Genomic DNA, 12,542 nt, shown 5'->3' on the forward strand with positions numbered 1-12,542 from the left:
GTTCTCAGAAGTCGAAGTTGATCATTCTGCGCATGACGAGAATGCCGATGCCCATCCAAAGTCCACAGCCGACAAGCACGAGCTTTCCGGTCAGCGTCGTGACTAAAAGCATCATGTAGTCCGGGCTGGTCAGATACACGGCACCGGCGACGAAAAACGGCAGAACACCGATGATGCCGGCGGAGGATTTTGCTTCGGCGCTCATCGCTTTGATCTTGCTTTTCATCTTCTTACGCTCCCGCAGCACCTTCGAAAGATTGCCGAGTGCCTCGGAAAGGCTGCCGCCGGTGCGGCTTTGAATGGCGATGACGATGGCGAAGAAATTTGCTTCCGGTAGCGGCATGCGTTCACACATACGCTCCACGGCCTCGTCAACGGGGATGCCCAGCGTCTGGTCCTGCGCGATGGAGACGAACTCGCTTTTGACCGGTTCCTGCGCTTCTGCCGCAATCACCCTCAGGCAATCGCCCATTGGCAGGCCCGCCTTGAGTCCTCGGACGATGACATCGACCGCATTCGGGAACTCGGCAGCGAAGCGGGCGAACCGCGATTTGCGCTTCTTGCTCACATACGCATGCGGCAGCAGCAAGCCGCCGGCGATGCCGAAGCCGACCGCTACCAACGGCCCAAGGCCCAGCGGAACCATTATGCTCCAGGTCGTAAGGGCGACACCGGCGCAAGCGAGGAAATAGGTTCTGGTCGACCAGTGGAGGCCGGCCTGGCGGATCCTGCCGGCGAGCGACGGCTTGCGGCTCCTGCGCGCATTCGCCTTGTGCTTCGCGTCGATTTCGCGCAGCGTCTTTTCGACCGATCGTCGGCGATCCCGGCCATCCTCTTCCGCCCGTTCGCTCTGCTTGCGCTGCGCCACGGCCGCGATGCGCTCGAACCTTTGGCGATAGACGCTTGCCTTGACCACTCGCGGATAGAAGACGGCTATCATCACGCCGCCGATGCTGGTGGAAGCCAAGAGAAAGACAAACGCGGGAAACAGCAGGGAAGTCAGCATCTCTTACGCAGCCACCTTCATTTCCGCAGCATCGAGGGCGGCGGCAAGCCGCGCCTCTTCGCCATAGTAACGGGCGCGGTCCCAGAATGCCGGGCGACCGATGCCCGTCGAACGATGTCGTCCGATGAGGTTGCCCTTCTCGTCCTCGCCCTGAATGTCGTAAACGAAGAGGTCCTGGGTCGTAACCACATCGCCCTCCATACCGAGCACTTCGGTGATGTGCGTGATCCGGCGAGAGCCGTCGCGCAGACGTGCGGCCTGCACGATCACGTCGACCGACGAGACGAGCATCTCCCGAATTGCCTTGGCCGGCAGCGAATGCCCGCCCATGGTGATCATTGCCTCGATGCGCGAGATCGCTTCGCGCGGCGAGTTGGCATGGAGCGTGCCCATCGAGCCATCATGGCCGGTGTTCATCGCCTGCAGCAGGTCGAAGGCCTCCGGCCCGCGCACTTCGCCGACGATGATCCTTTCAGGCCGCATGCGCAGGCAGTTCTTGACGAGCGCGCGCATGGTGATTTCACCCTGTCCTTCGATGTTCGGCGGGCGCGTCTCGAGCCGCACGACGTGCGGTTGCTGCAATTGTAGCTCGGCCGCATCTTCGCAGGTGATGATGCGTTCGCCGGGATCGATGTAGCCGGTGAGGCAGTTCAGAAGCGTTGTCTTGCCGGAGCCGGTGCCGCCGGATATGAGCACGTTGCAGCGGACGCGGCCGATGATCTTCAGGATCTCGGCACCTTCCGGCGAGATCGAGCCGAAGCGCACCAATTGGTCGAGCTTCAGCTTCTCTTTCTTGAACTTGCGGATCGTCAGCGACGGGCCGTCGATGGCGAGCGGGGGCGCGATGACGTTGACGCGCGAGCCATCTGCGAGACGCGCGTCGCAGATCGGGCTCGATTCATCCACGCGCCGGCCGACCTGGCTGACGATGCGCTGGCAGATGTTGAGGAGCTGTTCGTTGTCGCGGAAGCGGACACCGGTTTCCTGCACCTTGCCGCCGACCTCAATAAAGACGTGGCTCGCGCCATTCACCATGATATCGGCGATGTCGTCGCGTGCGAGCAGGGGTTCCAGCGGGCCGTAGCCCAGAATGTCGTTGCAGATGTCACTGAGCAGCTCGTTCTGCTCGGCCAAGGAAATCCCGGCCTTCTTGGCCGCGACGATGTCGTTGATGATCGCGCCGATTTCGTTGCGCGCCTGCTCGCCTTCCATGTTGGAGAGTGCGGCGACGTCGATGGTGGCGATCAGTGCGCTGAAGATTTCCTTTTTCAGGCTGTAATATTGCTCGGCCTTTTCGGCCTTGGCAGCTGCGGAATGGACGACCGGCTTCGGAACTTGGATCGGCGCCGCCCCAGCTTGTGGTTCGCGCGCGGTCTCTGCCTCGACGGCCGTTTCATCGACCTTTTCCCCCGAGCATGATTTCTTACCGAACATAGCACCATGCCTTGAGCGTTTGGGGGGAGATGGCGGAGGCGCGTGTCTCCGCCATCCTCTTAGATAAGCTGCTCTCGCCGATTACAGCTTGCCCGAGATGGTCGTGAACATGGTATCGATCTTTCCGCCAAGGGTCGTCGCACCAGTGATGAGAGCAACTGCGATCAAACCGGCGATCAAGCTGTATTCGATGGCGGTCGCTCCGGACTCGTTGCGGAAAAGGCGAGTGACAAGATTCTTCATGTGTGGATCCTTCAAGTGGGTTGAGGTTGCGCCGACGCCACGTTCGGCATCACAGGCCGGGCCGGGTTCTGCCTCGTTCCCCGCTTGCTGTGTGGCACACATATAGACTTTGTTAACCCTCATGATCCATTCAGCCTGATGGCCGATGGGAGTCCGCAAGCGGCTCGGCCGGTTGGCCTAGTCCAATCGTCGGCGTTGCACTACTTCCATGCTTTGCCAGACTTATTGGAACGGATGGCACATCCATCCGTTGAGATATCGCGAGTAACCAGTGGGAGTGATTGCAATGCGCACCGGTGCCGGATGGCTTGTTCTAGCGGTCGCGATATGGGCTAACCTCGGAGCGGCGCAGGCAGCGGAGAATCTCCCCCCAGCAGCCATCACATTGCAGCCAACCCGCCAGACCGAGGGCGTCATCAGGGTGGTCGTCGATTTCGCGCGAACGCTCCTGCTCGCGCGGCCCGCGAGCACGCTCATTATCGGCAATCCGGCCATCGCACAGGCGACTCTCAGCGACGACAGGACGGTCATTCTGACCGGCAGGACGCCTGGTTCGACAAACCTCATCGTCATCGGCACGGACGGCGCGGAGGTGTCCAACGTCATCCTTGACGTAGTGGCTGCAGGCGGTCGCCTGGTCACCGTCGACGAGGGCACGGGCAAGACAACATATAATTGTACGGACCGCTGCGATCCGGTTCAATCCGGCGAAGCAGCCATTCCGCAAACTGAGAACACTGCGCCGCTGCCCGGTGAAGACGCCAATTCTACAGGGAATCCTTGAACGATCACCCGATCGGAATGCGCCGCGAAAGCTGAAGGTGGAAAGGACTCTGCGATAATCCCGGCAGCACGAAGGTGAAGGGATACCGAATCGATAGAACGCGAAAATCGATCCCATCCACCGATTCCTTGCCGGTGACGATCTGAAGCAGCGCCGGATCACCGCCTTGGAAACTCTCTCGCACCGCGCTCTCCAGCTTCTGCTGCGCCTCGCCGTCGGGCGCATCGCGGGCGACTTGGCCAATCAAGACCTTCCGTGCCGCGAAATCGGCGGCATATGAGAGATCATTGCGTACGTAAAAGGCACGGCCGAACTCGATAACACCTAGCATGAGCAGCAGCAAGGGGAGACAGACCAGCGCAAACTCCACCGCAGCCGCGCCCGACTGGTTGCGCCCTAGAAATCGAATGCCGCGCTGCAGCTTCATCGGACTTCCACTTGGATCGAAGAATTGAGATCGAAATCCGGGAGCACCTCCGGCGCAGACATCGGCCGGTAGAGTGTTGCTGCATCCAGGCGATAAAAGATGAGCTCCGGCGCTGAGTTCGCGCAGGGTGTCTTCCCGCATTCCGGCGCCGTCTCCGGTTTGACATCGGCATTTTCCGGGCAGGCGCAGTAGCGCGTCACCGCCGCAACGGTGGTATTGGCCAGGTTTGCGCTCTTGGCGAGCGTGGACTGCATCACCTTGTAGACCTGTGTCGCCCCGGGATCGGCCATGGCGGCCTGCGCGCCTGCGCGAAGGGCATGGTCAAGCGTCATACGTTCGTAGATAGCAAAACCGAGATCCGCCATCGCCACAAGAGCAAGGGCGAGCACCGGAGCGATCAGCGCAAATTCGACCGCTGAGGCGCCCGTCTCGGACGCTTTAAACTCACCCACTTTCTTGCGCAGTGCTGAGGAGGCCTTCGGCTTTGTCGGCTTTGTGCGCTTGAAGACGTTCCGCAGCAACGCCTTGAGACCCTTCTGGTGCGTACGTCTCTCCCTCGTCCCGCCAACGCGCCACGCCAGGGCAACAATCGCACGGCCCGCTTCGGAAGTTGGTGCCCGCTCGATGACGAGCTTGCCATTGTTCGCCGCGGCGCCGAACAGGTGCGGGTTGAAGGCAATGGAAACGCTCTCCTGCAGACCGACCGCAGCGACGAAGTCCTTCGGCTTGATTTCCGGAAGCTTGGCCGTGCCGAGCTTGTTCAACACAAGCCTCGGCGGCGGATCGTTCGGCCGCGCCTTCTTCAGGAAGTCGATAAGGTTCTTGGCATTGCGCATGCTGGCAAGATCAGGCGTTGCGGTGATGACGATTTCATCCGCCTCAAGCAGGATCTTCCGCGTCCACTGCGTCCAGATGTGCGGCACGTCCAAGACGATGTGCCATGAGCTCGAACGCGCAACCTCGAGCAGATGATCGACGTTGTCTTCCCGCAGGCTGAAGAACTTGTTGAAGTCCGTGGTCGCCGGAAGCAGGTGCAGACGATCCGTGTAGGTCACTGCCAGACGCCGCAAAAGCACGTCGTCGAGGCGATCCGGACTTTCGAGTACATCCAACATCCCGTTCGCGACTTCGATATCGAAATTGAGACCGAGTGTTCCGGACTGAAGGTCGAGATCTGCGAGGAGTACATCGGCATCCACGCGGTTGGACATGGCATAGGCCACGTTATGCGCAAGCGTCGAGGATCCGGTCCCTCCCTTGGCGCCGACGAAGGCGACGATGCGGCCCAGCTTTTCCTCCGTGGAGCTGCGAAAGCAGCGGTGTACGGCAGCGACGAAATCCATCGGCTCGAACGGCATTACGAGGTAGTCACTCACGCCGGCGTCCAGAAGCTTCTTATATAGACTGACATCGTTGGAGCGGCCGATGACGATGACCTTGGTACCGGTAACGCACTCCACTGCCAGGGCTTCCAGCGCCGCCATCAGCCGGACCTCATCGTCGTCATTTTCCACGACGACGAGGTTCGGCGAGGTGATGCCCCCATAAAGAGCTGTCGCTTCCCTTATTCCACCCGACTTGATCGTCACCGTGGCGCGCGCCATACGACGGTCGATCGCCGCCGTACGGATCGCCTCCGTCACTTCCTCCGATCGACAGAAGGTGGCGACCTCCACTTTCGGGATGGGCAAAAGCGGTGGAGCATCCACTATCTGCGACATTTCCTGGATTTGCTTGCCGAGTTGGTTCATTTGTCCGAGACTTTCATGAAAACCGATCAACTGCCGTTGGAGCGGGAGGGGACTTCGACCATCGACACGCGCCCGCCGCTGATGATGCGCACCACGCCCGGTCGCTTTTCTTCCGTTTCGACGGCGGGCCTTTCGTGATTGTCGGCCACTGCGCGCAGGGCCAGCGAAACCGTGCCGGAGGCTTCCGCAGCCGCAATGGTTGCGATCTGTTCCGGATCCGCTTCGAGCGTTGCGGTTTTCCCGATCACCGAAGTGCCGTCGGCGGCTTCCGAAATGGTCTGATCGACCGCGAGCACGCGGATGTTTGAAAGGATCGCTCGGCTGATTACCTTTCCGTCCTTGCCGGAGGAGTCCGCCCGGGCGACCGTGTGGATAACGTCGACATGGTCGTCGGGCAGGATGAAACCGCCGGCCGTGCTCTCCGCCGTCACGCGAACGGCGATCGCCCGTTTCCCAGAAGGCAGCATGCTCGACAGAAAACCGGAGCCGCGCTGCGCGAGTTTGTCTTCGCGAATGGGTTCTCCCGGCACGAAGTCGCTCAAGGCGAGCGAACCCTTGAGCGCCGTTATCGCGTCCGGCCTTGAACTGCGGCTGATGAAGACGGGAGCGATATCCCCCTCCCACGGTTGCCAGCGCATCTGGCCCTCGTCGAGCGTCGCACCGCGTTTGAGTTCCGCGGACGCGACCAGCACCTCATTCGAGGGAGCCTCTTCAGCGGTTACGACCTCTACCTCCGGGTGAACGGACGCGCCCAGCGCCAGCCAGGAGGCAGCCCCGCCGGATGCGAGGGCAAGAAGGAGAATGGCGAAGCGGATCATGGCCAAACCTTTTCAACGAGCAACGGAAGATTGGTAGCGCCCTCAGAGAAGAGCGGAGAACCACTGGGTTTGCGGCAGCAGCAGAAGCGCCGCCGGCGCCATCGCCGCCCCGTAGGGAATGCCCGTCTCAGGGGCGTGCAGGCGCGCGGAGCAGGCGTTCTTTTTCAACACCACCGGCAGGGGCATGCGCCGGAACTGAAGGAGCGCAAGCGTCAGCGCCGCGCCGATCACGGCCGTGTAGAGGAGGAAATCGACCGCGAGATCGGGCCCAAGCCAGAGCACGGCCACGGGCAAGAGCTTTGCGTCGCCGCCGCCGATCCAGCCGAGGGAGAAAAGCACGAAGGTACAGGCCAGTACGCCGAAGCCTATGAGAATGCTCGAAGAGATCGTGGCTACGCCCAAGCCAGCGGCGGGCGCAAGAACGGCAAAGGAAACCGCCAGTGCGAGCACCAGGCGGTTCGATATGGTCATCGTGGCGACATCCTTGATGCCGACATAGGTCATTGTCCCGGCAAAGAGTATGAATGCGAGCCAAGCTGCGGATATCGAAATCATGTTCGATGCCTTTCGTGCGCCGATTGGAAGTGTCGCGAATGTGCCCTTTGAAACGCGCAATAACCATTCGACCTGATGGCCTAAGCGTCAGGCGCCAAAGGCTTGCGGCCCGGACTAGGCCAATTGGCCGAATCGCCAACGGCCGGCACGCGATATACCGTCCGGCCCAGAAATTCAGGTCTTGGACTGGCGAATGAGCGAGAGAAACGACACGATCAACGCCGAAAGGCCGATGCCACGGCGGCGCACCGGCGCAAGCCGGTTCATAAAGGACGAAGGCGGAACGGTCGCCCTCATCGCTGCGATCGCGTTTCCTGTTCTAGTCGGTGCGATGGGACTCGGGGCTGAGACGGGCTACTGGTTCCTGGAAAGGCGCAAGCTGCAGCATGCGGCGGACGTATCGGCCCACGCCGCTGCCGTGCGCTTTCGCGCCGGAGATCAGCAAGCTACGCTCGAAACCACCGCTCGCAGGATCGCCAGTGCGTCCGGTTACACCCCCGGCAGCCTTGCCGTCGGCACGCAGCAGGGACTCGGGGGATCCACCAAGCTCACGGTCGAGCTGACCGAGACGCATCCGCGCCTCTTTTCGTCCGTCTTCGGCGACGGACCCGTCACGATGAAGGCGCGCGCCGTCGCCGAGATCAAGGGCGGTTCCAAGGCCTGCGTACTTGCGCTGTCGAACTCGGCGTCTGGCGCGGTTACTGTCACCGGCTCCACGGAAGTTCGCTTGTCCGGCTGCAGCGTTGTCTCCAACTCCAGCGCAGTCGACGCCTTCCTCATGAAGAACGGCAGCGCAATGATGTCGACGGACTGCGTCTATACGGTTGGCGAGGCCGTTACGACCACAGGCCTGACGCTTACCGGTTGCAGCGAACCCGTCGAACGGGTGTCGCCGACGGCGGACCCTTTTGCATCCGTCGCCGAGCCGGACAAGCTGCACATTCAACAGCTTCCCTGCCGCACGCTCGCCTATGTCTCCAATTCCACCTACATCTTTGACCTGCTCGCAGACGGGACGGAGGCGATCAGGTTCTGCGGCGGATTGCAGATCCAGAATACGATCACACTGAAGCCGGGCCTCTACATCATAGACGGCGGCGATTTTACGGTGACCGCAGGGGCCAAGCTCTCTGGTGAGGGGGTCACGTTGTTCTTCACCAACGGTGCCGCGGCGAAACTGCTCGGCAACGGCGACATTGACCTGTCCGCGCCGACGAGCGGACCCTTCGCCGGCCTGCTTTTCTTTGGCAGCCGCCACGATACGGGTGTGCTGCACCAGGTGACGGGCAATTCCGAATCGACGCTGGAGGGAAATCTGTACCTGCCCAGTGGCCGTATCGATTTCACCGGCAATTCCACCGTGTCCGGGGGGTGCACACAGATCGTTGCGGACCAGGTCACTTTCACGGGCAATTCGACAATGGAAACCTGCGCCTCGCCGACCGACGAGATCGTTGTAGGCCGAACGGTGTCGCTGGTTGAGTAGTATGCCGGACACGGGTTGGAACTAACATGATCGGACCAAACGGTTGTCCTTCGCGGTAGCAATCTGGATGAACGCGGTCGTCCAGTAATCAAACCTCGGGCCTACCGAGAACGAGCCAGACCACGGAAGCGTGGCGGGGCACTCACTCGCGGTCGAGCGTAGCCGGGATAGGTTAAGTTGTACGCATTTTCTGCACGGCGATTTAAATCGTCTCATCTACCGTGCTGCGCATGAGGTTCGAGAACCAGGAGTTCTAAACATGAAAGCGCAAACAAGGACTTCGGTCGGGCTAATCGACGGCCGCAGCAATATAGTGCGGGGCGTGTTTGCTCTACTCCTTGCAGCAGCCGTGTCGGGATGTTCTGTCACTCCAGACCAAAGTATCCGAACCTCGTCGCTGACGAGACAGGTCGGCTATCCGGCATTGAACAACAAGCGCGTAGCGGCCAAGCCCGTCGTCGTTCAACGAGCGGTCAAACTCGAGCGGGCCGCCTATCTCGGGCGTGCCACATATATTTGCACGCCGAGCGGCTTTGGCAGCACCTCGCGCTGCTTCCTTCGATAGGGGTGGAGTTGCGCGCCAATCGACGACGGGCTCATCTGCGGAGCCAAATTGATGCGCTGGCGCCCACAGGCTGCGCAACTCCTTCACCCGGTCAAGATCATTCGACCTTGCCGAGTCCTGCTTCGATTCTGTTCAGCCGCGCGCTCACATAATTGCCGCGACGAAGCTTGGCGAATTCGTCGTCGGGCTTTGCCGGCACGTTCTTGAAAACATACCATTCGCCGTTCGGTTCGCGTTTCTGAAGGATGAGGCTACCTTGCCTGCGATGGCTGAAGCAGGTTGTTGCCGGAGCCGACCCGTCCTTTGCGTGCCAGTCGGCCTTGAAGCAGAGTTTTCCTGGTCCGGTGATGAACCAGCGACCGACGCCATAGGAGGGACGGCCGTTCTCCTTCGACCAGGCCGTAAATCGGCGCTGCCGCACTGAGAAATATCCCGCGCCCGCTTTCCAGATCCACGATTTCTGGCTGTAGAGCCTATAAAGCTCGTCGTGCGTCAGCGGCATTGCATTTTGAGCGTTCGCGCGTCTGGCGGCGGCCTCGGCAACCGATGCCGCCGCACCCATCATCGCCGTGATGGCGACAGCCAAGGACATTGTGCGTAATACTGAACTCATCTCATGTCTCCGTGCGACCGATTGCTAATTGGTGGTTTCTCGGACGACTCGCCAGTCGGGCCGGCCATAGCCTCCAGGCCATGCGTAGATTTCGCGGTCGTTGAAGTAGACGACCGCGGTCAGTGCAGGGAATTCTGGATGACGCATGGCAACGCTTGTCGCCCAGCTCGCCACATAAGATGCGTCACCTTCGTAGCCCAGCTCGGCGACCATGATTGGCTTGCCGTAGCCTTTCACCCGTTCATACCCAGGCGCCAGCCGTTCCGAGAATGACTTGTCGCGACCAGTCGTGCCTTGATCGTATTTTTGATAGCCGAACACCGAGAGCCCGACGACGTCAACGACGTCATCCCCAGGATAGAAGGCCTCCAGCCCCTCGTTGCCCTTGGGCGACCATACGAATTTCGCGGTTTTGATGTGCGCGCGACATACGTTCACCATACGCCGGTAGGCGGCCCTGAAATCTTCGCCCCGCCAATGAGACCAGGAAAACTGGTTGTCCGTCTCGTCCATTTCCTGCCCCCACCTGATAATAATCGGACTTTTCAACGTGGCGGCGGTCGAGCAGACTTGGGCCATGTTCTCGTCGCGTTCGCCACTGAGAATGCTCCGCAGCAGCTCCTGATCCGAAACGCGCCAATTAGGCGACCAAGACCACGGTTCGATCGTGATCATCAGCGAGCGCCCACGCGCTCGGGCGTAATCGTCGGCAAGGGCCAAGGTGGACAAATCGACGTCTTCCCAGGGCAGGAAGAGATGTTCGATCTTGGACTGCGACGGTTCACCGAAATCGCCGTGGGGGTCATAGGCACCAAGATCAATGGAATCCTCCGTCAGCACGGGGCGCTTTTGCGACGGCGCCGCCGCCGTGGAATTCCGGCCGGGAATACCACGCGGTATGCTGGCTGCCAGTACGGTGCCGGACAGGAACAGGCCCATGCATAAGAGGGCAATTGCGTTTGATTTCTTATTCATCGCACACCTGCGCTGTGGACTGGTTTTCGATAGAGTGAAGCTGTTGCTGTCATGGTTTGATCCTCAGCGTCTCACGTCGTCTTCCACCGGAGCAGGGACCCAGCGCGGTCGAAGTACGATCTTGCGCAAGGTGATGCCGCCTTGGCCGGCACCTGACGCCGCATAGCGCTCTTCGAAAAGGCGGAGATGTCCCGCTCCCCATGCAAGTGCTTCGAGCCCGTCCTTTCCGTGCTCGGCAGTCGCGATCCCGGGCAATGCAACGAGCGCTACAAACCCGGCTGCCATCGCCGGCCTGTAGAAGCGAGGTGCGGCAGCGATCGCGTTCTCCTTCGCATGCCGTGCGACAATGACCAGCAAAAGCAGGCCGTAGATCGCGGCATTCAGGATCGCGAAAAGATAGAAGCCCTTGGCCTTGGCCACATCGTCGACAAGTAGGACCGGCAGCACCGCGGCAACCGCGAGAAACACATAGGGCGCAAGCACGCGCAGGGGCAGCGGATCGACCTTGGATGCGCCTTTCGGAGTGACGCGGAACTCCACGAAAGACCCAGTGAGCCAGTCGCGCGCAGCCGCCACCGTGCCGGCAAGCGCCCAGGGCCAGCGCGCAAAGAGAAACAGCATGCATTCCCAGCTTAGGATTTTTCCATCGTACGGCCGGAAGGAGCCACTCGCCCGCCAGCGATGGGCCAGAAGGACGAGAACCATCGAGAGTGGCGTGAAATGGATCAGGAAATCGGGATAGGTCACGGCGACGAAGGTCTCGCCGCGCGCAAGTGCAAGGGTCGGCGTTACGAACATGAGTGCCATGAAGCTCGCGAAAAGCGGGTACCAGAGCTGCGAGAAGAGGAACTGGAACTTCAGGCGGAGGGGCAGCCGGCTGACGAGACGAGGGGAATACTGCAGCAGCAGCATGGCCAGGCTGCGTGACCACTGGAATTCCTGCGTCACGAGGTCACCGAAGGTGCGCGGCCCGTCACCATGCGCGATGGCATCGAGCGCGTGCACGCCGCGCCACCCGGCAGCATTCATCATCAATGTTGTCGAATGGTCTTCCGCCAGTTCCGGACCGAGTCCGCCGATAGCTTTGAGTGCTGCCGTGCGCACCGCATAATGAGAGCCGATGCAGAGCGGCGCGAGCCCGCCATTATAGCCGGCCTGGAGCGAGCCGTGCATGCTTGCCTCGGCATAGAGCCTTCCGCGTGCCGACCAGCTGTCAGCCGCGTTCCGGTCGCAAATGCTGGGTGCCGAGACATAACCCACTTCCGGGTCGGCGAAGGGGCGGAGCATCTCGAAGAGGTAGCCGGGCTCGGGAACGTGGTCGGCATCGAGCTGAGCAACGAAGTCGTAGCGATCGTAACCGTAATGGTCATAGAAGAAGGCAAGATTGCCTTCCTTGCAGCGCGTGCGCCGCGGCCACGAGGTCCGATGATAGTCGGCCCGCCCCTTGCGTGTCGAGACGAGGACATGATGCCTGCGGCACCACTCGAGCGTAGTCTCGGAAGGGTCCTCGTCAGCGAGCCAGGTATCGTGCGGCACGTCCTGAGCGAGCATCGCTTCAAGTGTTTCCGCCACGACCGAAAAGGGTTCAGATGGGGCCTTGGTCACGACCATGGCAACACGGCTGCCTGCCGGCAGTCGCAGCGGCCCGTTCGGTTTTGCCGCGCGGTGGAAGACAACTATGAAATAAGCGGGGAGAAGCGTGACCCAGGCAAGCACCGCCGTCACGGCAATACTGCCGAAGATGTCCACGTGGTGGCGCGGCTCTAGCCACCAGCTCCAGAAATAAGCGAGGGCGGCGGCCCAGAGGCCCGCCCCGAACAGATATTCCGCGCGGCGATAGCCAGTAAGCACAGGGACGAGCAGCGGCTCGCCGCCGGGCATGTTG

At 61.1% G+C, this 12,542-nt stretch carries 13 protein-coding genes; 3 read left to right on the forward strand and 10 right to left on the reverse strand.

Features of this window, described 5'->3' with window-relative positions:
- Positions 1-4 precede the first annotated feature (4 nt).
- The 3 genes from QN224_RS09665 to QN224_RS09675 all read right to left on the reverse strand — a co-directional run bounded on the left by QN224_RS09665 (position 5) and on the right by QN224_RS09675 (position 2,683).
- Positions 5-1,006, reverse strand: coding sequence for a type II secretion system F family protein (locus QN224_RS09665; RefSeq protein ID WP_283976475.1), 1,002 nt, complete (start codon positions 1,004-1,006; stop codon positions 5-7).
- A gap of 3 nt (positions 1,007-1,009) precedes the next feature.
- Positions 1,010-2,440 carry a CpaF family protein gene (locus QN224_RS09670; protein ID WP_173511966.1) on the reverse strand — a complete coding sequence of 477 codons (1,431 nt, stop codon included), beginning with the start codon at positions 2,438-2,440 and terminating at the stop codon, positions 1,010-1,012.
- Between the two features lie 81 nt (positions 2,441-2,521).
- Positions 2,522-2,683 (reverse strand): Flp family type IVb pilin, encoded by a 162-nt coding sequence (locus QN224_RS09675; protein WP_173511967.1) that lies wholly within the window; start codon positions 2,681-2,683, stop codon positions 2,522-2,524.
- A gap of 286 nt (positions 2,684-2,969) precedes the next feature.
- Here QN224_RS09675 and QN224_RS09680 point away from each other — a divergent pair, with 286 nt between their 5' ends.
- Positions 2,970-3,467, forward strand: coding sequence for a pilus assembly protein N-terminal domain-containing protein (locus tag QN224_RS09680; RefSeq protein ID WP_283976476.1), 498 nt, complete (start codon positions 2,970-2,972; stop codon positions 3,465-3,467).
- Between the two features lie 4 nt (positions 3,468-3,471).
- Here the strand turns inward: QN224_RS09680 and QN224_RS09685 are convergent, their stop codons facing one another.
- The 4 genes from QN224_RS09685 to QN224_RS09700 are packed head-to-tail and all read right to left on the reverse strand — an operon-like array spanning position 3,472 to position 7,018.
- Positions 3,472-3,894, reverse strand: coding sequence for a pilus assembly protein (locus QN224_RS09685; RefSeq protein ID WP_283976477.1), 423 nt, complete (start codon positions 3,892-3,894; stop codon positions 3,472-3,474).
- The gene (locus tag QN224_RS09690; RefSeq protein WP_283976478.1) at positions 3,891-5,645 is read right to left on the reverse strand and encodes an AAA family ATPase; all 1,755 of its coding nucleotides are present in this window, start codon (positions 5,643-5,645) and stop codon (positions 3,891-3,893) included. Before QN224_RS09690 ends, QN224_RS09685 begins: the two co-directional genes overlap by 4 nt.
- 26 nt (positions 5,646-5,671) lie before the next feature.
- Positions 5,672-6,463 carry a Flp pilus assembly protein CpaB gene (gene cpaB, locus QN224_RS09695; protein WP_283976479.1) on the reverse strand — a complete coding sequence of 264 codons (792 nt, stop codon included), beginning with the start codon at positions 6,461-6,463 and terminating at the stop codon, positions 5,672-5,674.
- Between the two features lie 42 nt (positions 6,464-6,505).
- Complete coding sequence (locus QN224_RS09700) at positions 6,506-7,018, reverse strand: prepilin peptidase (RefSeq protein WP_283976480.1); 513 nt, start codon at positions 7,016-7,018, stop codon at positions 6,506-6,508.
- 193 nt (positions 7,019-7,211) lie between these two features.
- Here QN224_RS09700 and QN224_RS09705 point away from each other — a divergent pair, with 193 nt between their 5' ends.
- Both QN224_RS09705 and QN224_RS09710 read left to right on the forward strand, forming a co-directional pair.
- Complete coding sequence (locus tag QN224_RS09705; protein ID WP_283976481.1) at positions 7,212-8,504, forward strand: pilus assembly protein TadG-related protein; 1,293 nt, start codon at positions 7,212-7,214, stop codon at positions 8,502-8,504.
- A 259-nt stretch (positions 8,505-8,763) separates the two neighbouring features.
- Complete coding sequence (locus QN224_RS09710) at positions 8,764-9,069, forward strand: hypothetical protein (protein WP_283976482.1); 306 nt, start codon at positions 8,764-8,766, stop codon at positions 9,067-9,069.
- Positions 9,070-9,166: 97 nt separating this feature from the next.
- Here the strand turns inward: QN224_RS09710 and QN224_RS09715 are convergent, their stop codons facing one another.
- The 3 genes from QN224_RS09715 to QN224_RS09725 form a co-directional block, all read right to left on the reverse strand.
- Positions 9,167-9,682: a DUF995 domain-containing protein gene (locus QN224_RS09715; RefSeq protein WP_283976483.1), complete on the reverse strand. Its 516-nt coding sequence runs from the start codon at positions 9,680-9,682 to the stop codon at positions 9,167-9,169.
- Positions 9,683-9,706: 24 nt separating this feature from the next.
- A complete protein-coding gene (locus QN224_RS09720) occupies positions 9,707-10,657 on the reverse strand; it encodes a glycoside hydrolase family 26 protein (RefSeq protein ID WP_173511975.1) in 951 nt (316 codons plus the stop codon).
- Between the two features lie 63 nt (positions 10,658-10,720).
- Positions 10,721-12,538, reverse strand: a complete 1,818-nt coding sequence (locus tag QN224_RS09725) for a glycosyltransferase family 2 protein (protein ID WP_283976916.1) — start codon at positions 12,536-12,538, stop codon at positions 10,721-10,723.
- Between the last annotated feature and the right edge of the window lie 4 nt (positions 12,539-12,542).

The organism is Sinorhizobium sp. 7-81 (assembly GCF_030124405.1).
Lineage (GTDB): Bacteria > Pseudomonadota > Alphaproteobacteria > Rhizobiales > Rhizobiaceae > Sinorhizobium > Sinorhizobium psoraleae.

What these genes read in the sequence shown, in the direction of transcription:
- QN224_RS09665 (WP_283976475.1), bottom strand. Translation starts at nt 1,006, where the DNA reads ATGCTGACTTCCCTGCTGTTTCCCGCGTTTGTCTTTCTCTTGGCTTCC.
- QN224_RS09670 (WP_173511966.1), bottom strand. Translation starts at nt 2,440, where the DNA reads ATGTTCGGTAAGAAATCATGCTCGGGGGAAAAGGTCGATGAAACGGCC.
- QN224_RS09675 (WP_173511967.1), bottom strand. Translation starts at nt 2,683, where the DNA reads ATGAAGAATCTTGTCACTCGCCTTTTCCGCAACGAGTCCGGAGCGACC.
- QN224_RS09680 (WP_283976476.1), top strand. Translation starts at nt 2,970, where the DNA reads ATGCGCACCGGTGCCGGATGGCTTGTTCTAGCGGTCGCGATATGGGCT.
- QN224_RS09685 (WP_283976477.1), bottom strand. Translation starts at nt 3,894, where the DNA reads ATGAAGCTGCAGCGCGGCATTCGATTTCTAGGGCGCAACCAGTCGGGC.
- QN224_RS09690 (WP_283976478.1), bottom strand. Translation starts at nt 5,645, where the DNA reads ATGAACCAACTCGGCAAGCAAATCCAGGAAATGTCGCAGATAGTGGAT.
- cpaB (WP_283976479.1), bottom strand. Translation starts at nt 6,463, where the DNA reads ATGATCCGCTTCGCCATTCTCCTTCTTGCCCTCGCATCCGGCGGGGCT.
- QN224_RS09700 (WP_283976480.1), bottom strand. Translation starts at nt 7,018, where the DNA reads ATGATTTCGATATCCGCAGCTTGGCTCGCATTCATACTCTTTGCCGGG.
- QN224_RS09705 (WP_283976481.1), top strand. Translation starts at nt 7,212, where the DNA reads ATGAGCGAGAGAAACGACACGATCAACGCCGAAAGGCCGATGCCACGG.
- QN224_RS09710 (WP_283976482.1), top strand. Translation starts at nt 8,764, where the DNA reads ATGAAAGCGCAAACAAGGACTTCGGTCGGGCTAATCGACGGCCGCAGC.
- QN224_RS09715 (WP_283976483.1), bottom strand. Translation starts at nt 9,682, where the DNA reads ATGAGTTCAGTATTACGCACAATGTCCTTGGCTGTCGCCATCACGGCG.
- QN224_RS09720 (WP_173511975.1), bottom strand. Translation starts at nt 10,657, where the DNA reads ATGAATAAGAAATCAAACGCAATTGCCCTCTTATGCATGGGCCTGTTC.
- QN224_RS09725 (WP_283976916.1), bottom strand. Translation starts at nt 12,538, where the DNA reads ATGCCCGGCGGCGAGCCGCTGCTCGTCCCTGTGCTTACTGGCTATCGC.